The following is a 25,525-nucleotide window of genomic DNA, read 5'->3' as shown; positions in this document are numbered from 1 at the left end:
AATATCTAAATTAGCTTGTTTAACCACTAAATATATGAGTAGAACATTTATCAAACTTACAGGGTTAATTCTACTACTAGTTTGCATTTACTATCTCGGTCAAAATATTATATTTGCTAGTAGCTATTATGGCTATTTTTTTAACAGCATCCCTGCGTCTGGCTCAATGTTAGCAGTGATTTCTGGTATTTTTACATTAATTTTCTTTCCCAAACATACCGATAATTTAGGATGGATTTTGTTGGGAATAGGCATAGTGCTAGCTTTCTTAAGCGGAGGAGTTATATTCAAAACTACAAGCTTATGGAATTTCTTTGTCGCTTTCTCAGCATTATCTGTAGGGTATAAACTCCTTGATGAAGGGAGATTTCTTTAGTTATAACTAGTACTTGACCTGCAAGATCCCCGACTTCGCATGAGTTGTCGGGGATCTGAGCATATCCTAACCCCTATTTTCCAAAGGTTTCGCTGCAGAAAATTCACAGATCGAGTTAAATGGGCAAAACCGACAGTGATAACCGGGAGTTGGTGGAAAAATATCGCTAAACTTACTGTGTTTTTCTTGATATTTTTGCAAATCTTTTTGGTGTTTTCTGGCAACTTCCGATAATTCACGTTCAATAACGTCTAACTCTTTCTTGGAAACACTGATAATCTCAGAGGTTTTACAAAGTTCTAAATTGTAGAATGATGCGATCGCTTCATACTTAGGATAGAGATAACGAGCTGCTAGTAAATAGACTAGTGCCTGTCGGCGGTCAAAGGCAGATTTGCCAGTTTTAAAGTCTACAATATGTAAAGTGCGATCGGACTCAATAAACACGCAATCCATAGCAGCATACAAGCGGAAGCAGTAATGCTGCTGTTCAACAAAAATTGGTTTGGGAAAACCTTCATCACCACGCGTTAATAAGATAATACGTTTGCCTGAAAGTAAAGGAGTACTGTGATATTTGTTCAAAATTTGCAGGACTCGTTGCTTCACTTCATCTGTAAAGTGACTTAATTTCAGCAGCTGTGCAACTTTTTGTACGCCGTCTGACTGCTTTAATAAATGTATCTGGTGATGAAATTCATAAACTCCTTTCTGAGCTAGCAAGCCAATGCGTTGAGAAGACGTCGCTTTTGCCATCAGAACTTTGACTTGAGGTTCGTGCTGCCGTGCTTTAATAAAACCGCGTCTCATTTGGCAATGCGAACGTTGCCCCACGGCTGGGGCAATTAAAGACCAAAGGTGATAGCTGGCAAAAGGCTGCTCTGAGATTAACATTGCTTTGGCTTGGGCTGTAAGCCAAAATCCAACACGGTAAGGCGAGATAAAATCTCTCGCTAACCATGCAGATTCTGTGAGTTCAGAAATTACTGATACTATTGTGGCAAATTATTAAAGATGTATCAGGTGCTCTGTCATGGTCTAGTAACCTTTCTGACTCAATTTCTACGTTCTCTTCTAACCCAGAGTATATGTAACTTACGTGCTTCTTGCCCAATCAAGCGCAGTGCATTAAAAGTTATTACGATAAATAAAGAACTTGTTAAATGTGGCGTTCGCGAAGCGCAAGCTGAAAGAGCGCTTATCGCCCACTACTAACTTCACAAACAGGATTATGAAAACTTTTGCAAATCTACTGACATCAATGATTGTGGCTGGCTGGATCATGGGAATAGCGATCCTTTCAGTACAAAATGCCGAACCTGTATCATTAAGATTTCTTAATTTTAGGTCTGTTCAAATTCCAGTAGGTCTGGTTCTGGCTTTCTGCGCTGTTGTGGGAATAATTGGTACGGCTCTACTACAACCCCTCTGGGGTCTTGCAGTTTCTGGGCAAAGGAATTCTGACTTGGAAGATGAGGCTGAGTTTTTTGCTGATGAAGATTATTAAATTCACTATGTGCAGATCCCCGACTTCGCATGAGTTGTCGGGGATCTAAACTTTTCACGAATGATTTAGGATTACTATATAATTTCCTACCTATATAGGTTAAACTAAAATTAATATTTTCTTCATTAGAATTTTACATTGCTCTTGTCTAATGTACGTGTACACAATATGTACTCGTAACAAAAGTTACGTATTGAGCAGTTATCAGTAGTGTATTCTTTTATGCTGACTAACCCCCAAATGATTTTGAGAGGCTTGAAAGTCGTTACCTACACAGTTCTTGGGAAAGACATGCCTCTAGAGACTCACGATCGCTACATTTTAGAAAAGAAAATAATTCCTTATTTTCTTGAAAGTGAAGCGTTTGCAAAAATTTTATTTGTCGGATGTGGTTCTTATACAAAGCATTATGAAAAATGGTTTGAAACAAAAGAATACTGGACAATAGACATCAACCCAATGAAAAAAATATATGGAGCAAAACAACACATTGTTGGTTCCATGAGCGAACTGAACAACCATTTCAGTGAAAACGATTTAGATGTTATCTTCTGTAATGGTGTTTTTGGTTGGGGATTGAACGAGCGAGAAGAAGTAGAAAAAGCATTTGCAGGTTGCTATAAATCTTTGCGAAAAGGCGGCGTTTTAATTGTTGGTTGGGATGATGTCCCAGAGAAAAAACCTTTTCCTTTAGAAACTTGTGAAAGCTTAAATCAGTTTCAAAATTATTATTTTCCCCCTCTTTCCACTGCATTTTATGTGAACTTAACTGATGAATCAGAAAAGCATAGGTATAATTTTTATGTTAAGGGTTAGTGGATAGTAGGAGCGCAAGGCATTGCGCCCGTAGAGTAGTAGTCAAAATTAACAACTAACAACTAACAACTAACCAATTTACTTAGTCTCCATCCAATTCTCACCTGCACGTACATCTACGACCAATGGTACAGTTAACGATACTGCATTTTCCATTGTAGATTTAATATGAAGTTGCAGTTCCTCCCATTCCTCAGGTGGAACTTCAAATACAAGTTCATCATGAACTTGTAGCAACAAACGTGCTTTGTAATTCTGCAAAATATCGTGCAATTTTACCATTGCGACTTTAATAATATCAGCACTAGAACCTTGAATTGGTGCGTTGGCTGCAGCACGTAGCAAACCTGCATCATACGCACCTAGGTTCTTCAATTTGCTAAGGTCAATATCTACAGGATTGCTACCTTTAAGATTATGCAGATTATTACTTGTAAAGTCAAAGTATCTCCGACGCCCAAAGATAGTTTCTACATATCCTTGGGTGACAGCTTGCTTTTTCACAGACTCTAGATACTCAAATATTTTAGGATAGCGGTTGTTAAATCGTTTAATAAACTCGTTAGCGTCAATTTTATCTACCCCAGTTGAACGCGAAAATCTCTGAGAACCCATTCCATAAATTACACCAAAGTTGATAGTTTTAGCCAATCTTCTTTCATCTGATGTCACATCTTCTTTTTCAAAAATTAGCTTTGCTGTAACTTTGTGAATATCTTCATTATTCTGGTAAGCTTCAACTAATACAGGTTCTTGACTCAAATGAGCTAAAATTCGCAACTCAATTTGTGAGTAATCAGCAGCTACCATTAAGTAACCAGATTCAGGTATAAAAGCTTTGCGAATCTGACGGCTAAAAGCAGTACGAATGGGTATATTCTGTAAATTTGGATTGGAAGAAGACAACCGCCCCGTAGATGTTACTGTCTGGTTGAAGCTGGTGTGTACTCGTTTAGTGTCGGAACGAACGAGTTCTGGTAATGCGTCTACATAAGTAGACTTCAATTTAGATAAGGTACGATACTCAACAACGGCATCAACTATTCCACTTGTATCAACTTCTCGCAATTTTTCTAGTGTTGCTGCATCAGTAGAATAACCTGTTTGGATTTTACGGGAATGCTTGGTGCTTAACTTTAATTTGTCAAATAGTATTTGACTCAATTGTTTTGGAGAACCTAAATTAAATTTCTCTCCTGCAAAATCGTAAGCCTGTTGTTCAAACTTTGCTAAATCTGTCTCTAATAAATGAGATAGTTCTTGCAGATAAGCAGTATCGATACGAATTCCATGATACTCCATTTCTGCCAAAACTGGTTCTAGAGGTTGTTCTACTTCTAGTAATAACTTTTGTAAAGACGTGCCACTTCTTGTCTCTACATTTTTTTGAACAATTTTTTCTAGTTCTTCACGCAATTTTGTTACTAGTTGAAATGTGCTGTAAACATCCATACCGCAGTAATCCGCTACGGAAGGAATATCTATGTCGGCAATAATTTTTCCCTTGGGAACTAGTTCGGAGTAACTTGTTGCTATTAAACCTAAATAATGTTGGGATAAGCTACTAAGATTGTGGTTTCTATCTGGATTTAAAACATAACTTGCCAACATGGTGTCAAAGACAACTCCTGCAAGTTTTATTCCTTGACAGCGCAAGATTAAACGGTCAAACTTAGCATTTTGCAAAGTTTTAGGGTAGTCTGCACTTTCAAGAATTGGGCGAAGTGCTTCTAAAACAATTTCTTGATTTAAATTTTCTCCTGTTTTATGACCGAGGGGAATGTAGGCAACTTCATTTGGGTCTGTTCCCCAACAACAACCAATTCCTACTAAAAAGGCATCTCTTGGTTCTAAATCACTGGTTTCTGTATCCCAAGCAACAGGATATTTTGGATCGGTAAACTTTTGCAGCAGGTTGACTAATTCTGTAAGTTTTGCTGGAGTATCTATAATTCTGGGCTGAATTGGAGAATTTGTCGGATTTTGTTGAAATGCTTCTGTATCTTCAGCACTAAAAAACCACACATCTTCACCTTCGTAGGTAGGGAGTGGGGAGTAGGGAGTGGGGAGTAGGGAATGGGGAGTAGGGAGTGGGGAATTTGTGTCTTCTGGTTCGTCTGTTACTTCTGGTGCTTCTTCAAGCAGTCCGCCAAACTTTTGTTGGAGTTCGTTAATTTTGCCTAAAAAAGTTTTAAATTCTAGCTTTTCTAAAATTGGGATGAGATGGTTGGTATCAAACCCTTTTAAATTACATTCTTTTAAATTAATTTCCACGGGAACATCTAGAACAATTGCTGCTAAATAGCGGGATTTTTCCGCGTCTTCTTTACCTGCTTCTAGTTTTTTCTGAGTTGCGCCTTTTATTTGTCCTAATGCAGCATAAATCTTTTCAAGAGAACCAAAGTCCTTGAGCAACTGAACTGCTGTTTTTTCCCCGATTCCTCTCACTCCAGGAATATTGTCTGATTTATCACCGCAAAGGGCTTTGTAATCCACGACTTGGGATGGTTCAATTCCCAATTTCTCTTTGACTTGTTCTACACCAAATTCGCTAATACCAGCGTTGGTATTGCGTTTGAGTGCATCTGGACTAAAATATAAAACGCTAATATCTTTGTTGGGGTCAATAAGTTGGTATAAATCGCGATCGCCTGTCAGAATTTTGACTTTATACCCTGATGCTGCTGCCTTTTGTGCTAAAGTTCCCAACACGTCATCTGCTTCATAACCAGGAGCGGTGACAATTTTCAGATTCAAGGCATCCAGTAATTCTTGCAGGTTTTTGAGGTCAGGAATAAAATCTTCTGGTGTCCCCGGACGATCTGCTTTATATGTATCGTCAGCTTCATGACGAAAAGTTGGCAAGTCCAAGTCAAAGGCGATCGCCATCGCTTGCGGTTGCTCCGTTGCCATTACCTCTAACAGAGTTTTCAGAAAGCCGAAACACACACTCGTCGGTATCCCTGTCTTTGTCCTCAATCCAGAGTCTTTTCCTTTGGCAAAGGCGTAGTACGAACGAAAGGCTAGGGAATGCCCATCTATAAGAATGAATGTGGGGTGGGTTTTCATCAAGGGTTTGGAAGCTAACTGAGTTAGTACTATTGTTTGGGAGATACATTTATTCTAACCAGTTGCTTCTATGGGAATCCGATTTGATTTTTGAAAAAATACTCAACCGAAGAAACCCAGTATCTCCAAGATACCGGGTTTCTTCTTTCCACAGTCACTGGTCACTGGTCACTGTTTTCCCGACGGCGCAATGTCATCACACCTGCAGCCGCAGCCCCTAACAACGCCATTGCAGTCGCTGGTTCGGGTACGGATTCGATGTTGTCTTTACCAACATCAACAACAAACATAACATCATTGAAATCGCGATCGCTCGCAGGACCTTCGGGTCCAGGTAAATCTTCAAAACCTAATAACAAATAATCATCAATTTCATAAGCGACCAAATGTTCTAATAAATCTGGGTTTTTTGTTGCATCTGCACCGTAAACAGGTCCATCAGGATTATTAAAGCCATCTGCTTTTATAAAGAAGTTGAGTTGCGAACCACCTGTTACCTGACCTATCTCAACATAATCCCCAATATCTAAAGTACCTGGGTTTTCGCCGATCTGGCATACTGAATTAGCTGCTTGAGAAATGTCACAGGATACGTCATTAAAAAGTAATCCTTTCTGAGAATCGCTACCTTTCACGGCTTCATAGGCAAGCTGATTTTTAAAGGTAGCACCTTCGTTGAGAAACCAAATACGAACATTGCTGTCATTTTTCAAACGAAGTTTTGTAGCATCTAGTTTGTTTAATTTATCTTCTGGAATAGCAAGAGATTCTGGCTGCACATACTTTTGATATTCCGAAATCAGAGATTGAAATCCTGAACCGTTAGTTGACTTATCTTGTACTTCATAAGTTTTTGTCCAGTCTCCCCAAGTAAACGTGCTAGCACTTGCAGGCGCAACAGCAGAAAATACACCAGTGACTGTAACTGCGGCTGCTATAAGTTTCTTTAGCTGATTGTTGTTCATCATAAAACTCCTTTATAATTTTTTGGCGATTAAGTTAAGGAACTGTTAATTTAAGCTTTTGGGCTACTAATTTTTACTTAATGTTTAAGCGTTACTAATCATTATTACGCCCGTGTTTTTCTATGTCTACACTTAAATTCCATCTTCGCTAACTCTTTATCCCTAGTGGTTTTACTGAAAAAATTTTGTAAAATGAGTGTAGTTTTCCGAAATCAAAACTGTCTTACGTGAAGTTAGGGGAAATCTTGGTAAAAGGATAACCAACCGAAAAAAGAGCCAACGCCATGGAGATATGCAGGTAATGGTAGAGAATACCAACCGCCCAAAATCTCTGAAAAAGCAGGCTTGATTGTGGAACAACTCAGCGCACAAAACGAGACGCCGCGACGTTTTGTCATCGAAGAGGCGGTTTTGTTGTTAGCAGAGACATTTCAGCAGGTGGTTCTCGCCGTGGCTTAACTTTTGCTCCCACATAATATGTAGCGGTTGAAGTTGGGTTTTTCATGCTTGGCGGTGTATATAAAGTAGAAGCACCCTTATTTAAATAGATTTTCTTACTGGTCACTGGTCACTGGTCACTGGTCACTGGTCACTGTTAATTCGGCGGCGACTCAGTTTTAGCAATCCAACTGCTCCTACGCCCAAAATAGCAAGAGCACTTGTGGGTTCTGGTATGTAAGCTTTATCATCTAGATTGTTTTTACCAACATCAACCACAAATACCACGTCGTTGAAATCGCGATCGCTTGCAATAGTACCATTCCCTCCCGCTAAAGAACCCGGCGGTCCGAACAAATCCTCAAATCCAACTAAAAGATAATCATTATACTCATAAGCGACTATGTGTTCCAAACCATCTGGATTTTGAGTCGCCGCTTCACTGTAAATATTTTTGACATTTGTTGCTGGATTCGTACCACCTGTGTCTTGAGGGTTAGCACCATTTGCTCTTAACCAAAAATTCAGCTGCGAACCACCAGTCACTGTTCCCAAATCAACGTAATCACCAACATTTAAAGTCCCGTCACTTGAAGGCTTTTCGCAGTTATTGTTGTTTCCACTAATACATGAAGCGTCTTGAAAAACCAACTCTGCTTGATAATTTGAACCTTGAATAGCTTCGTAAGCCAACTGATTGCGATAAAAAGCACCTTCGTTGAGGAACCAAACACGAACATTACTGTCAGATTTTAGCTGTAGTCTAGAGGGGTCTAGTCTTCTGACTTGATTGTCGGGAATCGCTATTCCTTCTGGTTGCACAAATTGCTGAAATTGCGGAATTAGAGTTTGAAAGCCCGATACATCGGTTGCTCTTGGTTGAACTTGATTTGCTACCAAGTTATTCCATTCCGAAGTATTGTTTAATGAGGCTGCACTGACGGGAGCAACTACAGAAAAGATAGTACCTGCGGTAGCTATAGCAGCAAAAACCTCTGTGAACCGATTGTTTTTCATGGAAATCCTTTTATGTTTTGCAACAACGTTACAAAGTTGTTAGCGCTTGTTGGATCGCTAACTCTGACTCCAGTGTCCTATGTTAATTAATCACTTTGATTTCAGTATCTACAAAAAGTATCAAGTAGAAAGGATGAAGGATAAAATGTGTCATGCAAATCATATTCTACTCCCTAAATATATCTAAGGGGAGTTTATTTCATACTTTATACTTTATCAGTTATGGATTTAGCATCACCTAGCATTGGGTCTCCTGTTGCTTCTGATATTCAACTGCTTGTCTTAGATGTCGATGGCACGATCGCAGGAAAATCTAATCAAATCAGCGAAAGAGTCAAGCAGGCAATTTTTGCTGTTCAATCACGGGGAATTCAAGTAGCGATCGCAACAGGACGTATGTATCGTTCGGCTTTGCGATTTCATCAAGAAATTTGTTCTAACCTACCGTTGATAGCTTATCAAGGAGCTTGGATTCAAGACCCATTTACTCAACACATTCACAGTCATTTGCCTGTTTCCGAGCGCACTGCACTCAAACTTCTAGATTATTTTGAACAACCGGAACTCCGCCGACTTTTATCCGTACATTTCTATATTGATGACCAACTTTATGTAAGAGAAATCACAGAGGAAACTGAACTTTACGCCAAACGTTCAGGTATAACTCCTATCGCCGTAGGTGATTTACGCTCCTGTTGTCACCATGAGCCTACAAAAGTCTTGGCTTTATGCGATGACAAAAGTGTCATCGAGCAGTTACTGGGGAATTTACGCCGTCAGTACACTCCTGCTGAATTATATCTCACCACTTCTGTTGCTACATTCTTTGAAGCAACTCATCCTCTTGCCAACAAGGGAATTGGAGTGCGTTATTTAGCTGAAGAATTGTTAGGGCTGCAAAGAGCAAACGTTATGACTGTTGGTGACAATTTTAACGATGCGGAAATGCTACAGTATGCTGGCATTGGTATCGCCATGGGTAACGCGCCAGAAGGAGTACAAACTTTAGCTCAATGGGTAGCTCCTGATGTAGAGGAAGATGGCGTAGCTGTTGCCATTGAGAAATTTTTACTTTGTTGAAAAGGTTAGTTGTTGGTTGTTGGTTGTTGGTTGTTGGTTGTTCTTTACCACTAACCACTAACTACTAACCACTATCCACTATCCACTATCTAATATCTAAAAATCAGAAAGAGCACCGACGACTGGCCGTGTTTCGTCTCGGTGCTCTCGCTGGTTCGCTCCTCACACAACAGAAAATATACACTATTTTTTTTGGTGTGTCAATAGTGTTTTGAGAAGTTTTAGATTTTTTACAAGATCCTTGGCAGGGGCTGCAAGATCCGCAGTTTCAGTGCGGCTTTTATAATTCTTGAAGAGCAGAAATACAGAACTTTTCTTCCAGTAAAAATTTCAACACAGTCTGAGTAACCATAACTAATCCGAGCCGCGCTTGTGTGAGTTCTGGAGAAGTTATTTTGACCTCTCCGAAGATACGACACTGACACCAAAAAGTTTCAAAGGCTTGAGTGAGTTCCAACGCAGCTTTTTCCCAGTTGACTGACTCAGTGCGATGCTCTCCAAGGGAGCCGCCCAAAGAGCGATCGCAACACACCAATTTGTCTGTCACTTTTACCAACTGATTTATGAGACGGTAGGACGCTAGTTGGTTGAATTGTAGTTTTTCATGACTGTCAAGCCAAGGAATAACATTGGGGATTAAAATTTGTGACGACCCGATTTTATGTTCTTGATGCTTCATTAACCCCTCTTGGATCGCTAAGCGCAAAAGGGAGCAACATCGTGCATGAGCGTATTGAGTAGTAAATATGGCATCGGGGATTTTGGATTTTGGATTTTGGATTTTGGATTTTGGATTGGTTATTAATATTTCTCCATTGCCCGTTGCCCATTGTCCCTTAACAAAACTTTGTAACCAAGCCGCTAAGACCGAATGGCTGACTTCTAAATGAATCCAACCGGGAGGGACAATTTTAGTTATTAAATCATTGTCATAATTTTTTGATATATGAGAAATCAGCTCGCTAGCTATCTCTAAAGGTGGGATTTTTTCAGATTTCGCCAGTTTCAAGGCTATCCCTGAGATATAAAAAATTCTCCGCTCATCTCTGCCTTGAGATAGAGGAATATTTTGCTCTGTTGTACATACTGTCTCGTTCGACTCAGCATAAATACTTAATAATGATGCTAATTTACTGTATACTAGCTGCTTGATAGCTATATATTTGCAAATATGTAACTTTCGATACACATAATCCTCGGAAAATAAAATCTGCCATTTTGGACTTTCATTTTATGTCATCTTTCTTGAGACATAAGTTTATTCTATGAAGAGAAAATTAGAATTATGCAAAATTTAATTAATTAGGGGTAAATTTTACTACCTTCATTGTACAGTAAGATGTATAACAAAAAGAGTAGATGCTAAATTGTCTACTTTTTTCCTGGCTGGCACTGTTAGGATTAATGCTTGAAGTGCCAACACGAAGACACTCCTTGCACCTATTTTTAACGTCTTTGTCTTCAGCCGAACGCTCTTTGTTACCTATGCAATCTCCATCCTCCTTTTCTGAGGCATCTCGTCCTTTTTTAACTTGGCAACGGATTCTTGACTGGGCTCAAGAACACTATCGCTGCCGTACCTTTAGCAAAGATGAACGCATTCCAGCCCGTCCTGGATTGCTGTACTTGGTGCAAAGGGGTGCGATCCGCATGGTGGGAACTGCCCAAGTCAGCGCCACCGCGAGTCAACTGACCTCTCGACGCATCAACAGAACACCAGAAGAAGCTTTTCTCGGTTTTGTTGGTGCCGGTCAGCCCTTTGAAATTGTTGCTCAGTCACCATTTACACTCCAGTCTTACGCCCACGTAGACCAAACAGCAGTGCTGTGGATGTACTGGCATGATTTAGACAATTGGCCTCACTTCCGCCGGGAAGTTATGGACGCCTTTAGATATCAGCACCAGCGCAAACTGCTGTGGCTGAGTGCTCTAGGACAACGCCGCACAATTGACCGTCTCTTAGGATTCCTCACACTGCTAATTGAGGAATACGGAGAGCCTGCAATGAGTGAGACCGATCCCGATGTGATTCGCGGCTATTGCCTGCCTTTCCCCCTCACCCATGCCCAAATTGGCAGTGCCATTGGCTCAACGCGTGTCACCGTCACCCGCTTGATGGGCAAATTGCGTCAACGGGGCTTAATCCTCACTCAAGGCGATAATCTTATCTGCTTGCCAGCAGAGTCGATTAATAGAGTTAGCTAGCTCTATACTTTAGGATGCAGGTGTCAGCGAATTTTGACAAACCCTGCTTGAGTCACAAGTTCCTGTCCCTGCTGAGTGAGCAGTAAGTTAGCGTAAGCCATACCAGCTTGCTGTTCGATTTGCCCGGTCTGTTTGACTACAACAAACAGATTGCGCGTCATGGGATACCTTCCCGACCGGAAAGCCTCAGTGTTCAACTGATTGCGTTTACCAGGACAAGCATTGGGGAGAACAAACGGTTCTTGATAGGGAGCAACAAGTTGCCCCTGCATTCTCCCTAGCGGTAAAGGCTTGATTGAACATTGAGGAACCACTTCGGGAGCAGAGGCATAATATATGCCGCCAGGACTTCTCGCCAAATTTTGCAGCGCTTGGGTGGTTGTGCTAACAAACACTACATTTTGTCCAAAAGGTTCACCGCCCAAGATGTCTTGCACGAACTGTTCTACAGTACCGCCATCAGAAATGCGGCGAGAAAAAGCTTGAAGCGGGACATCGGAACCACCAAGTTCTTTCCAGTTTGTGACTTTGCCTGTGTAAATGGACTTTAACTGGTCGATAGTCAAGCCGGAAATATTTAGGTTGGGATTTACTGCTACAGCCAAACCGTCAATGGCAACTGGAATTTGTTCGAGTGTAAATCCTCGTTGCTGGGCAGTTCTTCTTTCTTCCTCATTCACAGGACGAGAAGACTGAGCAAATGTCAGTTGACCATCAATCAAAGACTTTATCCCAGTCCCAGAACCTGGAGCATCCCCCTGAGGTTGTACATACTGCAAGCGAAACTCTGGTCGTGCTGATTGAATTGTAGAATCAACTAATCCTCGGATCGGTGCCCAAGAAGTACTTCCTCCATATTTAAATGTTCCTATCGGAACGTTTTGGACAGAGGCAAAAGTCTTACCACTTGGTTCTCCTGGTGCAGGTGAAACTGTGCCACTCCCATCGTTACCAGAACCAGAGTTTTTGGAAAAGGTTTGATTGAGATTAAAGTTTGAGTTTCTGCTGAACCACCAGTAGCCACCAGCTATCAACCCTACCGTCATCAGTAGGGACAGGATCAAAATAGGCGTTTCTTTATTTTGTGACATGGTAATGCTAATTGTTAGTGGTTAGTTGTTAGTTGTTAGTTGTTAGTTGTTAGTGGGAAATAACTAACTACTAACTACTAACCACTAACCACTAACCATTATCTAATTCTCACAAATCCAGCTTTAGCAATTAATTCCTGACCTTGATTTGTCAGCATGAGATTGGCGTAAGCTTCTCCTGCTTGTTGGTCGCTATTACCTTCGTGTTTAACAATTACAAATAATCTTCGGGTAATGGGGTATTGATTTTTCTGGAAAGCGACTGCATTGAGTTGATTGCGTTGTTTTGGACATTCAGATAGCGGAATGAAAGGTTCCTGATAAGGTGGTACAAATGTATCTGATGTTTTTCCTAGTGGTAGGGGCTTAACTGTACATTGTCCGACAACTTCAGGTGCAGAAGCATAGTAAATACCACCATTGTTTCTTGCTACTGTTTGTAAAGCTTGTGTTGTAGTAGGAATATACTGTACGTTAGTCCCAAACTTTTCACCGCTTAAAACATTGTCGCTGAAAAATTCAACGGTTCCCCCTTCTTCGAGACGGCGGGAGTAAGGTGTAATGGATAAATCGGGACCTCCTAAGGATTTCCAGTTGGTAATTTTTCCCGTGTAGATGTCTTTGATTTGGGCGACAGTTAAACCGGGTACATTGAGATCTGGATGAACTGCGATCGCAATCCCATCTAGTGCTACGGGGACTTCTCGCAGTGTAAAGCCCCGTTTGCTTGCTTTTTGGTACTCTTCGTTTTTGATTGGGCGTGAGGACTGAGAAAAAGCTAACTGGTTATCGATAAGCATTTTTATCCCACTTCCAGAACCAGGTGCGCCAATGGTAGGGTCAGTATAACGCAGTTGAAATTCAGGAAAGACAGTTTGAACTGCTGGATCGACATCTTTTCTGATTGGTGCCCAAGTTGTGCTGCCTCCATAGCTAAATAATCCCAATGGCACTTTTGGGACTTGGGAAAAAGTTTGGTAATTCGATTGTTTGACTTGCCATGTCCCTTTACCACCGAAAGAACCCGCGATGATACCAGAAGTACTCAGCCACCAATAAACTATACCTAACAACCCTAGTGTAATTACTAAGGTTAGAGCTAAAACTGTAGTTTCATTCTTAGCTGCCATAAATTTCATTTTAAACAGTGAACAGTGACCAGTGACAGTGACCAGTAACTAAAGTAACAGCGATAACAGTTTGTAAATTAAACGAAACAGTGTAGTGGTGGCGATCGCGACTAAACTACCTGCAACGGGTATAATAATTAACTGTTGAAGACTCAACCCAACCTGCAAAAAGGGGATAAAATATATAATTGCAAAACTAATAGCTGGAATAATCAATAAATCCCATCTTTCAATCCACCGCCTAATTTGAGCAAAGATAAGTATTGTTAAAATGAGGGCTGAACCTCCTACGGCAAACAAAGGGGATTTGAATACACTAAATAAAGCTATAGCAATTAATCCACTTTCAAACCCACTAAATGCTGCACTGCTTAATATCTCTATTATAGAAAATGGCTGTCTGGCTATTTTGGTCGGTGTTTGTGCTTGGGGTTGGGGTTGTAGAGGATCTGGCGACGGACGGGGGGGATTGATGTTTGTGGGGGGTATACTTCTAGCAGGTTTATCAAGAACTTGTAAAACTTCTTGTGCGGACTGATAGCGTTGACTAGCAGCAGCTTGGAGCATTTTATCAAGAATGTTCGCAAGGTGAGGACTAACAGTGACGCGTTCGCGCCATTTCCACTGGTTGCTGTAGGCATCAAATAACTGAGTCACGTCTTGTTCGCCTGTTAACAGTATTAAAATGGTGACAGCTAACGCGTATAAATCTGTCGATGGAAAGATTTGACCGCCTGACATTTGTTCTGGTGGTGCAAATCCCATGGAGTAGATGCCAGTTGAAGGGCTATTAGTACCAATAGGGGAGTTGGCAATTTGTTTGACTGCGCCAAAATCAAGCAAGTAAAGTTTCCCGTTGCGATGGCGCATGATGTTGGAGGGTTTAATGTCTCTGTGGATAATGCTGGCGTCGTGGACAAACTTGAGAACTTTCAGGATTTCTCTCAGTATTTCTAATACCTCTTGCTCGGAAAATCGACCTTTTTGAATTAATTCTTCCTCTAAATTTTCTCCATCTATATACTCTTGTACTAGGTAAAAAAATTGCTCTTGCTTTCCGGCTTGCAAACTGGGAGCGAGTAGGGGGAAAAAGGCAAACAAGTCGGGTATTTGCTCGTGCTGATTGCCTATCTGCTCTAAAACTTCTGCTTCTCGTTCAAATAAATCTTGTGCCAATTGCAGTTGGGTTGGAGTGAGATTTCCCGCAGGTTGAAATTGCTTGACAACACATTGTCGCATTCCTGGGGTATAGCGATCGCGTGCCAAGAATGCGGCTCCGAATCCCCCTCGGCCTAACAGCTTTAGTGGCAAATAGCGTCCCACCAAAATCAGAGGCATTCCACAAGCCGTGCAATATTTCTGTTGTGCTGTTCTGAGGGTTGCGCTATCATCTAAATCTGGAAAATAATTCTGTGGGCGAGGACAGTGCGGACGGGTACAGTAAATTTCCATGATTTGTCAAAAGGTCATTAGTCAATAGCCATTTGTCAATAGTCATTTGTACTGTAGACTAAGGACAAAGGACTAATGACTACATCTTAATCATCTTCGGCCCTGTGATTTCCTCCCTCTAATACACTGACTGCCATGGCTTTCGGTATAGATTTTAACAACTCTAGATTCCATCCTGGGGTAGCAAACTGAGGTAGAATTTCCCGACTAAATGCTTCTGCTGCTTTGGATCTGTAGCGATTGGGATTAAAAATCAGCCTCAGCATCCGTTTGACGATGACCCCTTCGATAGGCGCACAGTGCAGCAGTCCCATCTGTAACTCTTTAGCAATTGCTGAAGTCGAGACAAAAGCTGCTCCCAAACCAGATTGGACGGCATTTTTAATGGCTTCTATGGAATTAAGTTCCATTTCAACTTTAAAACGGCGCGTATCAATATCGCAGCGTGCTAGCACTTGGTCAATGACCTTGCGAATGGTAGATTGAGAATCCAAAGCTATGAATTGCAGTTTATATAAGTCTTCTCTGTGAATTGTGTCTAGTTTGGAAAAGGGATGGGATACGGGTATAATCAGCGCTAGCTCATCTTCAGCGTAAGGAACGATTTCCAAAGATTCCACAAGTTCGGCAGGAATTTCACCACCGATGATGGCTAAATCGACTTGTCCGTTTGCTACACTCCAAGCGGTTCTGCGAGTGGAATGGACGTGTAATTGTACCGCCACATCCGGATATTTTTGTCGGAACATCCCAATCATCCGGGGTAAAAGATAAGTACCCGTAGTTTGAGAAGCTCCCACAATGAGAGTACCGCCTTGCAGATTTTGTAAATCTTCAATAGCGCGACAAGTTTCTTGACACAAGCTGAGAATTTTTTCACCGTAGCTCAGAAGTAAATGTCCGGCTTCGGTTAATTGAGCACGACGTCCTCCACGGTCAAATAACGGGACATCTAGTTGCCGTTCTAAGTTTTGCACTTGCAAACTCACGGCAGGTTGAGAAACGTAGAGGCTGTCAGCGGCGCGCTTGAAGCTCCCTTCTGCAGCGATCGCTTTCAGAATACGTAGTTGGTCTAAAGTGAAAGGAAGGTCAGACATAAGGCTAAACCCACGAACAAGAAAGGAGCAGCAATCTTTTACAAACCAGCGTAATAAGCTTTCACAGTTGGGCGAGATTAAGAAAGCATCTTACAGCCATTTTCAGGTAGATAGACCACAGCCGTAGGGGCGCAATGCCTTGCGCCCCTACTAACGATGTGGTTCATTTAAGTGAAAACTGCTGTAATACGTAGAAGCTGTTTCGATAAAGACAGTAGCATATCATCTTGACTAAAGTCTCCTTTTCTACTCTCCATCTCCTTGGAAATGAATGGTTATACTTTACTGGTCACTGGTCACTGGTCACTGGTCACTGGTCACTGGTCACTGGTCACTGGTCAGGGGGGACTTTTTACATAGTTTGTGGTATTCGTTGTACTAAATTTGGTTTTCTTTCACTTACTTCCTTCATTTGTGTATATGATGTTGCCGGGTTGGTTAACCCTTAGTCATTTTGTCATGCTTGGGCTACTATTGGTTTTTGCGATTGTCCACAGTGGAGGGGCTGCCTTGCGTCCTTGGGCAGAAAAACACCTTGGATGTAGGCTTTACCGCGTTCTTTTTGCACTTGCCAGCCTGCCGTTAGTTGTGATACTCATCGTTTACTTTTTTAACCACCGCTATGATGGCCTACAGCTTTGGAACGTCCAAGGCGTATCAGGCATAGCGCAATTGGTATGGGTGCTGTCAGCAATTTCCTTCTTTTTTTTATATCCTGCTACATTCAATCTACTAGAAATTGCTGCTATCCAAAAGCCCCAAGTTCATCTCTACGAGACTGGCATTATCCGAATCACCCGTCATCCGCAGATGATAGGGCAAGTCATTTGGTGTATTGCCCATACTCTTTGGCTCGGTACGAGTTTTACTCTTGTCACTTCCTTAGGGTTAGTGTTACACCATTTATTTGGGGTATGGCATGGCGATCGCCGTTTGAGCGATCGTTATGGTGAAGCCTTTGAAAAAGTTAAACAGCGCACATCGATCATTCCCTTAGCAGCTGTTATCGACAAACGTCAATCTCTCATTTGGCAGGAATTTCTGCGTCCGTCATATGTGGGAATTGTGATTTTCGTACTGCTACTTTGGTGGTCGCATCCCTTGTTAATTCAAGCAACATCCAGAATAAAGTTATGACTTTAACACAAACCTAATTTTCCACAGCAGTCAATTTGATATGCATCCCATAAAATCATTTTCAACTGCTACCAAATCAATGTACGATGAAATGAGACCAGTATCACTCTGAGGGTCTTCCTCTGTAGGAAACTGGTGAGTCCAATGGGCGAAGTAGCTGTCAGTGAGGGGGCGTTTAGTTTTGCAATTTTAGATTTGGTAGTTGTCAGAAAATTACCAAGTAGGGAAAAGACTTGATAAACAGCCATTTTCTCTTCTATAATCAGTAGACACTGGTTAAAATGGAAAAAAATCAGCCCAAAGAAAAATAAACCAGAAGACACAGACAAGTCATTGAGAAATCTCTCAATAGGCGTCAGGAACTCCAAAAGTTTAGCTCATCCTCTAGGCTATACATTTCTAGGGGGATAAGGTGCTAGACATGGCTAGCTCAAGCTCTAAAAACTCGAGCATACTACCGCATCAAGAATTTTTTCTTCGTTATGGTACGTAAGTCGTAAATTTTGAGTCCCTGTCCAAACATACTTGCAAATTTTGGTATTACAGAGCTTGGCCGTTAAACGGCCAAGTAGTTACTATACAGCAGTGGGCAGCGATCTTGTCAAAATTTTCTAAAATTTTACTGGTTGTTCTCTAGTGACACCATCAAGATCTGTGCTGAATTTATTGCATAGTTGTGACATTATTGCTCCTCCTGCTGACAGCTTAAGTTGATAACAAAAGTGTTTACTTCTAGAGGCATCATGGTGTTGTCGGTAAGTGAGAGAACATTTACTCAAGAAGTTTCAGAATCTCCAATTCCTGTTTTAGTCAATTTTGAAGCACCTTGGTGTGGTTTGTGTAAAATTATTCAGCCGTTACTGTTGCAGTTCAAATCGCAATGCGGAGACCAAGTTAAATTGGTGAGCGTCAATGCTGATGATAACTTCAAACTAGCGACTACCTATCGACTCAAATCACTACCAACTCTACTTTTAATAGAAAACGGCATAGTCAGACAGCGTTTAGAGAGTTTTCGCGGGCGGGAAGATTTACTTCAAGCCCTAGAAGAAATCAAAATCTGCTACATCAATCGACCCAAAACATACCAAAAGTCAAAAGTTGCTGATTTAGGTTGTAGGTCAGCATGATTAGTTAGTGGTTAGTGGTTAGTGGTTAGTGGTTAGTAGCTTTTTTAACAACCAACAACTAACAACTAACAACCAACAACTAACTAAAATATAAAACCAAGCTTAATTACCCCACCCAATTAGTCTCGGGTGGGGTATTTTATCAAAGAGGGTGTGTGTCACAATTATTAACAGTTCCGACAAATTAGTCAACAAAAGTATGAAGTATGAAGTATGAAGTATAAGGGATAGATGGAGTAAGTTTATCCTTTGTCCTTGATACTTTATCCTTTACACTTCACACTTCTTTAAGTCAAGAATTCTAAAAGTAGGCGTCAGTGATGGAAGTAATCTATCAGTATGCTTGGCTGATTCCGGTATTACCTCTTCTTGGGGCAATGCTGGTCGGTCTGGGGTTACTCTCGTTGAATCAGGTGACTAACAGCTTGCGAAAGTTAAATTCGTCACTCATCATATCCCTCATGGGAGCCGCGATGGGTCTTTCGTTTGCTTTGTTATGGAGTCAAATTCAAGGACACCCCTCTTATACCCATACCTTAGAGTGGGCTGCAGCAGGCAATTTTCACCTGAGCATGGGCTACACTATTGACCATCTGGCAGCTCTCATGTTAGCGATCGTGACAACTGTAGCCTTCCTAGTTATGGTTTATACAGATGGCTACATGGCTCATGACCCAAGCTATGTCCGGTTTTACGCCTATCTCAGCTTGTTTGGTTCCTCAATGTTGGGTTTGGTAATCAGCCCCAACCTAGTACAGGTTTATATCTTCTGGGAACTAGTGGGGATGTGTTCCTACCTGCTAGTTGGTTTTTGGTACGATCGCAAAGCTGCAGCAGATGCGTGTCAGAAAGCATTTGTAACCAACCGTGTAGGAGACTTTGGATTGCTGTTAGGCATTCTAGGGTTGTTCTGGGCAACGGGAAGCTTTGATTTTGATGTGATGGGCATTCGTCTTGAAGAACTCGTTCAGAACGGTTCTTTAAGCAATCTGCTTGCCATATTGTTTGCGATTTTAGTTTTCCTGGGACCGGTTGCCAAATCTGCCCAATTCCCGCTTCACGTGTGGTTGCCAGATGCGATGGAAGGTCCGACTCCCATCTCGGCTCTAATCCATGCAGCAACAATGGTGGCAGCAGGCGTTTTCCTAATTGCCCGGATGTACCCAGTTTTTGAACATATTCCGGCGGCAATGCATGTGATTGCTTACACAGGAGCATTCACAGCGTTTTTGGGTGCGACAATTGCGATGACTCAAAACGACATCAAAAAAGGTCTGGCATACTCCACCATCTCCCAACTTGGTTACATGGTGATGGCAATGGGAGTAGGTGCATACACAGCAGGGCTGTTCCACCTCATGACCCACGCCTACTTTAAGGCGATGCTGTTCCTTGGTTCCGGTTCTGTGATTCATGGTATGGAAGGAGTCGTTGGTCACGACCCTGCCTTAGCACAAGATATCCGGTTGATGGGTGGGCTGCGGAAGTTCATGCCAGTAACGGCAATTACCTTTTTGATTGGTTGCTTGGCAATTGCCGGTGTACCGCCCTTTGCTGGTTTCTGGTCAAAAGATGAAATCCTTGGAGCCGCCTTTAACGCAAATCCACTTCTGTGGTTTGTGGGTTGGCTGACTGCAGGAATCACCGCTTTTTATATGTTCCGGATGTACTTAACCACCTTTGAAGGTAAATTCCGGGGCAATCAAACTGATAAGTGGGAAAAACTCACGTCCCCAATCGGGATGGCACTTGTCACAGGTTTTGATACGACACGTGCTTTTGGTCCCGGTGCAATGACCAGGGGAGAACTAGAAGAATCTTCTTCCCAACACCACCATGAAGACCACGGACACGACGCACACGGTCACGGACACAGTGAATATCCCCATGAATCACCGTGGACAATGACCCTGCCGTTAGTTATTTTGGCATTTCCTTCCATGCTCATTGGTTTGCTAGGGACTCCTTTTGCCAACTATTTTGAGGAGTTCATCTACTCACCCAATGAAACAAGCGCGGAAGTGCTAGAAAAAGCAGCTTCGTTCAACCCAACAGAGTTCTACATCATGGCAGGAAGTTCAGTAGGAATTTCCTTGATTGGGATTACCCTGGCTTTCTTAACATACTCCTGGGCTAAAATCAACCCCGTGGAGATAGCGGCAAAAGTGAAACCACTTTATGAGTTATCCCTCAACAAGTGGTACTTTGACGACATCTACCACCGCGTATTTGTCGTTGGTTTGCGTCGTTTGGCGAGACAAGTCATGGAAGTGGACTTCCGTGTAGTTGACGGTGCGGTAAACCTCACTGGATTTTTCACCCTCGTCAGTGGCGAAGGTCTAAAGTACTTAGAAAATGGTCGCGCTCAATTCTATGCCCTAATCGTTTTTGGGGCTGTGTTGGGCTTAGTGATTGTTTTCGGTGTCACATAACAGCGATCAGTGACCAGTGACCAGTGACGAACACCAAACCCGGTTTCTACGAGAAACCGGGTTTCTCATCATTTCATAACACCCCTCGATTTTTTTGATTTTGTTAAATCAACCTAAGAATGAAGCGCACAACCCCCAAAAACTGCTAGTAAGTAGCTAGTAGTTGATAGCCGAACCTTATTGTTGTTGACTGACAACTTGTGATGAACACAGCAAATTTTCCATGGCTGACGACGATTATTCTTTTCCCGATAGCGGCGTCACTGCTAGTTCCCTGGATTCCCGATAAAGAAGGCAAAACAGTGCGCTGGTATGCCCTAACTATAGGGTTGATAGATTTTGCATTGATTGTTTACGCTTTTTACACCAGATACGACTTCTCCAATCCTGACTTACAGTTGGTTGAGAGTTACAGCTGGATTCCGCAACTCGGTTTGAATTGGTCGGTAGGGGCAGATGGTTTATCTATGCCCCTTATTATTTTGACTGGATTCATTACCACACTGGCGATGTTAGCAGCATGGCCCGTGACGCTTAAGCCAAGGTTGTTTTACTTTTTGATGCTGGCGATGTATGGCGGTCAGATTGCCGTATTCGCCGTACAGGACATACTCCTGTTTTTCTTGGTTTGGGAACTGGAATTGGTACCAGTTTATATTCTGCTTTCCATTTGGGGTGGTAAAAAACGGCAATACGCGGCAACCAAGTTTATTTTGTACACTGCGGGTGGGTCGCTGTTTATCTTAATTGCTGGTTTGACAATGGCATTTCACGGCGGTACTGTCACTTTTGACATGCAAGCGCTTGGCGCCAAAGATTATGCAATCAATCTACAACTGTGGCTTTACGCTGCGTTTTTGATTGCTTATGCTGTCAAACTGCCAATCTTCCCGTTACATACCTGGTTACCAGATGCTCACGGTGAAGCGACAGCCCCCGTACATATGTTGCTGGCAGGTGTTCTGTTGAAAATGGGCGGTTACGCTTTGATTCGCATGAATGCCCAAATGCTACCAGATGCCCATGTTATATTTGCTCCCGTGTTGGTGATTTTGGGTATCGTAAATATTATTTACGCTGCCCTCACATCATTTGCCCAGCGCAATCTGAAGCGAAAAATTGCCTACTCCTCAATTTCTCACATGGGCTTTGTGGCAATTGGTATTGCTTCCTTCACCGACTTGGGTTTGAATGGAGCGATGCTGCAAATGGTTTCCCATGGTTTGATTGGGGCGAGTTTGTTCTTCTTGGTAGGGGCAACTTACGATCGCACCCACACCCTCATGTTGGATGAAATGGGTGGTGTTGGTAAGAAAATGGGTAAGATGTTCGCCATGTGGACAACTTGTTCTTTGGCATCCCTAGCATTACCTGGAATGAGTGGTTTTGTTGCCGAGTTGATGATTTTTGTTGGGTTTTCCACCAGTGATGCCTATAACCCCACCTTTAAAGTTATTGTGGTGTTCTTGATGGCAGTGGGAGTGATTTTGACTCCAATTTATCTGCTATCCATGTTGCGGGAAATTTTCTACGGCAAAGAGAACGAAGAATTAGTCGCTCATCAAAAGCTGATCGATGCCGAACCCCGCGAAATCTTTATCATTGCCTGCTTGTTAGTACCAATTATCGGTATTGGATTGTATCCCAAGATACTAACTCAGGTTTATGATGCAAGTACTGTAAAGCTAACAGCACGGTTGAGAGATTCTATACCAGTGTTGGCAGACGAAAAAGCGCCTGCGGTATCGTTTAGTGCGCCTGCTATTGGAAATTAGATTTTGGATTTTAAATCAATTTGATTTTAGGGGTGGGTTTTATACCTGCCTTTTTTTGGCAATAAATTTTTTATAAACAATGAACCGCAGATGAACGCAGATAGACGCTGATAAGATTTCCTTATGCTAAAATGACTTGATTGGTACGGCTTATGGACGTACTCTTAAGGAAAGAAAACATCAGGAGAGTTGCCCACAATGCTTGATAGGCAAAAACTTGATAAAACAGAGGACAGGCGGAGCAAACCGGAACGCCTAGAAGCTCGTCTTACCCGCGAACAGAAGGAATTGTTACAGAGGGCAGCAGATCTTGAAGGCAGAAGCCTTACTGATTTTGTGGTCAGTCATGCTCAGATTGCTGCATTACAGACGATTGAAGAATATACTATCATCAAGCTCAGTCGAGAAGACAGCAAGGCTTTTATTGATGCTCTTCTTAATCCTCCTGAGTTACATCCCGATGAACCTTTGGCGCGGGCGATCGGTCATTATAAGGACAGTATGGGTCTGGTGTGAGTATTCCGTCTTTTACGTATACCATTGAATTGCTGAACTCCGACCACAATCGAGCGGATTTTCAATGTGGAACTGAAGCCCTCGACCGTTACCTGCGAGAACAAGCCCGTCAGGATTTAAAGCGTTATTGACAGTTCTCGCTAAATCTAGTTTAGTCTCAACAGAACTCCTTACATGGTCAATTATGTTGAGATGAGAAGACAAGCGTGCAAATAGGTGAAGCAGCAAAAATGAGATTTGGGTCGGAATTAATATTTGCATTATGCGAAGGAAATAACACGGAAATTATCATACTGAATAAGCCAATGGATATTCAACCTGAGCAAGAGATGTGTGAGGACATTATGGCAGCGATCGCGGTGTTTAGTGCCCGGTTGTACGGAAGACGCTCGCGTCGTAATATCAAGGCGATGCAAGCCTGACACGAAGCTCAAGAAAAAATTTTTGATGAGGTATTGACAACAAAACCTTATCAAAGTTAGTATACGTTAATATTTTCTCCGATAAAAATTTCTAATTCATGCCAAAATTACTAACTAGTAAACCCAAAAAGACAGCAGCACAAATTCAAGAAGCAAAACATCAAACAACTCGCTTGTTAATGATTGCTGGTGTCTACTTGGATTGCTGGTTTGTGATTAAGTTAGAGTCGATATTAAGGGTTGAGCAGACAGTAATTAATCCGGTAATTGAATGTTCAGATGAGTCAACAATTAATGGATTCATTGAAAAATTGTTCACAGTGAGAGCAAATACTTACAATGTTTTAGGGTCGGCGGCTTTTTGGGGTGAATCCTGGATAAAAACTCAGAATATTATTGCGTCCAAGTTTGGTCAGCCAGATACCTATTTAGTTAATGGTGAGCCATTGCCAGTAAAAATATTTGAGTGGACTGTGCAAGATACAGCCAAAAATATACTCGCGCAACAGTCAGCAGCAAAAACAGCTATTATGAGCCGTATATATCAGCGCTTCCCTTTACACCAAGGAGAAAAGCTGACAGCAGAACAAAAAGCCAAAAATCAAGAATACCAAACAAATAGGAAGCGAGCTATCGATGCTCTAAAATCCTTTGAGACTATTAAACTCCTTCCTTGATTACATCGTTATTTTAGAGAAGAGTACAAGCGTGGTTATGCTCTTCAGAATCGTCAAATTGTGTATCAGCCTCAAGCTTATAGTTGCACGCGAATTTCTCGTTATTTAGTCAAGCTAGAGGTCCAAGGACTAGCGAGAGGAAAGAGAATATCTTTAATAGTTAAGTCAAATCGAATCATCACAGGTCAAATCCGGTTAATTCGCAATGCATCTGGTAGTTTAGAAATTCATAGTTTTCTGACTTTGTACAATCGGGATTATGGTAAACTTATTAATCGAGAAGAAGTTAAAGCAGTAGATAGAGGGTATACAGAAGTTTTTTATACTGATGACAATCAATCGCTAGGTCAAGGGTTTGGTCAGCAATTAAATCAAAAAACTGAGAGAATTACTCGAAGGGGACAGAATAAAAACAAACTTTGGGCATTAGCTCATGTCCGCTACAAAAATCATCCTCAAAAATCCCGCTCTATTCGAGAAAATAATTTGGGTTTTCAAACAGAATTAAAACGACGCCATCGCGATGATGCCTACGTAGAAACAGTGGTAAATCAAGCTTGTCGCTCCATCACATTTCAAGCTAAAACTCTCGGCGTCGAAAGTTTAGTAGAGCCAATACGCTCAACTAAAAAGTTATCTAAACGGGCTAAAAATCGTTTAGAGAAATGGGAAAAAGGCACTGTTGCAGATCGTCTTACCCATTGGTCGGCACGTAACAGAACTCATATCTGCTGGGTTTCTGCCGCGTATACATCGCAGATTGATAATCGGAATGGTACGTTACTGGGTACACGTTGTCGAGATCAATTCTTCACCTTTGATGGGGTTGTATTCCAATCCGACCACAATGCAGCGATCAACGTCAGGCATCGTATGACCGATTCCGTGATTACGCAGTTCATGCCTTACAAACAAGTTCAAGCTGTTTTACTTGAGAGAACTGCTCGTTTCTTGAGTGCAATGGGTCTGACATTACAGGATGCTGTCGAGCGTCAATGGTTAAACATTAAGTATACCAAATGTCAAGCATTTAAGAAACTCCTATACGGATTGTAGGAACGTCTAGTTAAGGAATAGGGGAAGAGGAAACCAACCTCGTTATTGATTCCACAGTAATCGCGTGAATCACTCACCCAACCGGATCAGACAGCAATTAAAGGAGAGTCAAGGTTTTCTCTCCCAACACACACCTT

General features: G+C 41.8%; 24 protein-coding genes. 14 read left to right on the top strand and 10 right to left on the bottom strand.

The window, feature by feature from the left end; translation table 11 throughout:
- Positions 1-34 precede the first annotated feature (34 nt).
- Positions 35-376 carry a hypothetical protein gene (locus WA1_RS32540; RefSeq protein WP_017747312.1) on the top strand — a complete coding sequence of 114 codons (342 nt, stop codon included), beginning with the start codon at positions 35-37 and terminating at the stop codon, positions 374-376.
- A 66-nt stretch (positions 377-442) separates the two neighbouring features.
- On the opposite strand, the gene WA1_RS32535 is transcribed toward WA1_RS32540, so the two are convergent.
- The gene (locus tag WA1_RS32535) at positions 443-1,270 is read right to left on the bottom strand and encodes a PD-(D/E)XK nuclease family protein (RefSeq protein ID WP_017747313.1); all 828 of its coding nucleotides are present in this window, start codon (positions 1,268-1,270) and stop codon (positions 443-445) included.
- A gap of 337 nt (positions 1,271-1,607) precedes the next feature.
- On the opposite strand from WA1_RS32535, the gene WA1_RS32530 reads away from it, so the two are divergent.
- Entirely contained in the window at positions 1,608-1,883 is a 276-nt protein-coding gene (locus tag WA1_RS32530; protein ID WP_017747314.1) for a LapA family protein, read from the top strand.
- Positions 1,884-2,123: 240 nt separating this feature from the next.
- On the top strand, positions 2,124-2,699 hold the full coding sequence (locus WA1_RS32525; RefSeq protein WP_272819450.1) for a class I SAM-dependent methyltransferase: 576 nt from the start codon (positions 2,124-2,126) through the stop codon (positions 2,697-2,699).
- 78 nt (positions 2,700-2,777) lie between these two features.
- On the opposite strand, the gene polA is transcribed toward WA1_RS32525, so the two are convergent.
- The 4 genes from polA to WA1_RS32510 all read right to left on the bottom strand — a co-directional run bounded on the left by polA (position 2,778) and on the right by WA1_RS32510 (position 8,188).
- A complete protein-coding gene (gene polA, locus WA1_RS32520) occupies positions 2,778-5,768 on the bottom strand; it encodes a DNA polymerase I (RefSeq protein WP_148662808.1) in 2,991 nt (996 codons plus the stop codon).
- A gap of 161 nt (positions 5,769-5,929) precedes the next feature.
- The gene (locus WA1_RS32515) at positions 5,930-6,736 is read right to left on the bottom strand and encodes a DUF4114 domain-containing protein (protein ID WP_272819278.1); all 807 of its coding nucleotides are present in this window, start codon (positions 6,734-6,736) and stop codon (positions 5,930-5,932) included.
- 391 nt (positions 6,737-7,127) lie between these two features.
- On the bottom strand, positions 7,128-7,298 hold the full coding sequence (locus WA1_RS57430; RefSeq protein ID WP_158516723.1) for a hypothetical protein: 171 nt from the start codon (positions 7,296-7,298) through the stop codon (positions 7,128-7,130).
- A 17-nt stretch (positions 7,299-7,315) separates the two neighbouring features.
- Positions 7,316-8,188: a PEP-CTERM domain protein gene (locus WA1_RS32510; RefSeq protein ID WP_017747318.1), complete on the bottom strand. Its 873-nt coding sequence runs from the start codon at positions 8,186-8,188 to the stop codon at positions 7,316-7,318.
- A gap of 222 nt (positions 8,189-8,410) precedes the next feature.
- On the opposite strand from WA1_RS32510, the gene WA1_RS32505 reads away from it, so the two are divergent.
- Positions 8,411-9,268 carry a Cof-type HAD-IIB family hydrolase gene (locus WA1_RS32505; RefSeq protein WP_017747319.1) on the top strand — a complete coding sequence of 286 codons (858 nt, stop codon included), beginning with the start codon at positions 8,411-8,413 and terminating at the stop codon, positions 9,266-9,268.
- Between the two features lie 280 nt (positions 9,269-9,548).
- On the opposite strand, the gene WA1_RS32500 is transcribed toward WA1_RS32505, so the two are convergent.
- The gene (locus WA1_RS32500) at positions 9,549-10,457 is read right to left on the bottom strand and encodes a DALR anticodon-binding domain-containing protein (RefSeq protein WP_017747320.1); all 909 of its coding nucleotides are present in this window, start codon (positions 10,455-10,457) and stop codon (positions 9,549-9,551) included.
- A gap of 296 nt (positions 10,458-10,753) precedes the next feature.
- Here WA1_RS32500 and WA1_RS32495 point away from each other — a divergent pair, with 296 nt between their 5' ends.
- The gene (locus WA1_RS32495) at positions 10,754-11,473 is read left to right on the top strand and encodes a Crp/Fnr family transcriptional regulator (RefSeq protein ID WP_033336317.1); all 720 of its coding nucleotides are present in this window, start codon (positions 10,754-10,756) and stop codon (positions 11,471-11,473) included.
- Positions 11,474-11,496: 23 nt separating this feature from the next.
- On the opposite strand, the gene WA1_RS32490 is transcribed toward WA1_RS32495, so the two are convergent.
- From WA1_RS32490 to WA1_RS32475, 4 genes are all read right to left on the bottom strand, one after another.
- Positions 11,497-12,564, bottom strand: a complete 1,068-nt coding sequence (locus WA1_RS32490; RefSeq protein WP_017747322.1) for a PstS family phosphate ABC transporter substrate-binding protein — start codon at positions 12,562-12,564, stop codon at positions 11,497-11,499.
- A gap of 98 nt (positions 12,565-12,662) precedes the next feature.
- A complete protein-coding gene (locus tag WA1_RS32485) occupies positions 12,663-13,694 on the bottom strand; it encodes a PstS family phosphate ABC transporter substrate-binding protein (RefSeq protein WP_017747323.1) in 1,032 nt (343 codons plus the stop codon).
- A gap of 48 nt (positions 13,695-13,742) precedes the next feature.
- Positions 13,743-15,146 (bottom strand): protein kinase domain-containing protein, encoded by a 1,404-nt coding sequence (locus WA1_RS32480; protein ID WP_017747324.1) that lies wholly within the window; start codon positions 15,144-15,146, stop codon positions 13,743-13,745.
- 86 nt (positions 15,147-15,232) lie between these two features.
- The gene (locus tag WA1_RS32475; protein ID WP_017747325.1) at positions 15,233-16,243 is read right to left on the bottom strand and encodes a LysR family transcriptional regulator; all 1,011 of its coding nucleotides are present in this window, start codon (positions 16,241-16,243) and stop codon (positions 15,233-15,235) included.
- Positions 16,244-16,663: 420 nt separating this feature from the next.
- Between WA1_RS32475 and WA1_RS32470 the strand changes: the two genes are divergently transcribed.
- The 9 genes from WA1_RS32470 (at position 16,664) to WA1_RS32440 (ending at position 25,388) form a co-directional block, all read left to right on the top strand.
- A complete protein-coding gene (locus WA1_RS32470) occupies positions 16,664-17,380 on the top strand; it encodes an NnrU family protein (protein ID WP_026135095.1) in 717 nt (238 codons plus the stop codon).
- A gap of 743 nt (positions 17,381-18,123) precedes the next feature.
- Positions 18,124-18,510: a thioredoxin family protein gene (locus tag WA1_RS32465; RefSeq protein ID WP_017747328.1), complete on the top strand. Its 387-nt coding sequence runs from the start codon at positions 18,124-18,126 to the stop codon at positions 18,508-18,510.
- 320 nt (positions 18,511-18,830) lie between these two features.
- Positions 18,831-20,942: an NAD(P)H-quinone oxidoreductase subunit 5 gene (locus tag WA1_RS32460; protein ID WP_017747329.1), complete on the top strand. Its 2,112-nt coding sequence runs from the start codon at positions 18,831-18,833 to the stop codon at positions 20,940-20,942.
- 203 nt (positions 20,943-21,145) lie between these two features.
- Positions 21,146-22,717 carry an NAD(P)H-quinone oxidoreductase subunit 4 gene (locus WA1_RS32455; RefSeq protein ID WP_017747330.1) on the top strand — a complete coding sequence of 524 codons (1,572 nt, stop codon included), beginning with the start codon at positions 21,146-21,148 and terminating at the stop codon, positions 22,715-22,717.
- Between the two features lie 198 nt (positions 22,718-22,915).
- A complete protein-coding gene (locus tag WA1_RS32450; RefSeq protein ID WP_017747331.1) occupies positions 22,916-23,233 on the top strand; it encodes a type II toxin-antitoxin system TacA family antitoxin in 318 nt (105 codons plus the stop codon).
- Positions 23,230-23,364: a hypothetical protein gene (locus tag WA1_RS60505; RefSeq protein ID WP_272819277.1), complete on the top strand. Its 135-nt coding sequence runs from the start codon at positions 23,230-23,232 to the stop codon at positions 23,362-23,364. Before WA1_RS32450 ends, WA1_RS60505 begins: the two co-directional genes overlap by 4 nt.
- Positions 23,365-23,463: 99 nt before the next feature.
- A complete protein-coding gene (locus WA1_RS32445; protein ID WP_026135096.1) occupies positions 23,464-23,655 on the top strand; it encodes a recombinase family protein in 192 nt (63 codons plus the stop codon).
- 98 nt (positions 23,656-23,753) lie between these two features.
- Positions 23,754-24,332 (top strand): hypothetical protein, encoded by a 579-nt coding sequence (locus tag WA1_RS53585; protein ID WP_017747333.1) that lies wholly within the window; start codon positions 23,754-23,756, stop codon positions 24,330-24,332.
- Positions 24,333-24,392: 60 nt separating this feature from the next.
- Positions 24,393-25,388 carry a hypothetical protein gene (locus WA1_RS32440; protein WP_017747334.1) on the top strand — a complete coding sequence of 332 codons (996 nt, stop codon included), beginning with the start codon at positions 24,393-24,395 and terminating at the stop codon, positions 25,386-25,388.
- Positions 25,389-25,525 lie beyond the last annotated feature (137 nt).

The organism is Scytonema hofmannii PCC 7110, assembly GCF_000346485.2.
Classification (GTDB): domain Bacteria; phylum Cyanobacteriota; class Cyanobacteriia; order Cyanobacteriales; family Nostocaceae; genus Scytonema; species Scytonema hofmannii.
This window is presented reverse-complemented; position numbering and strand designations above follow the sequence as displayed.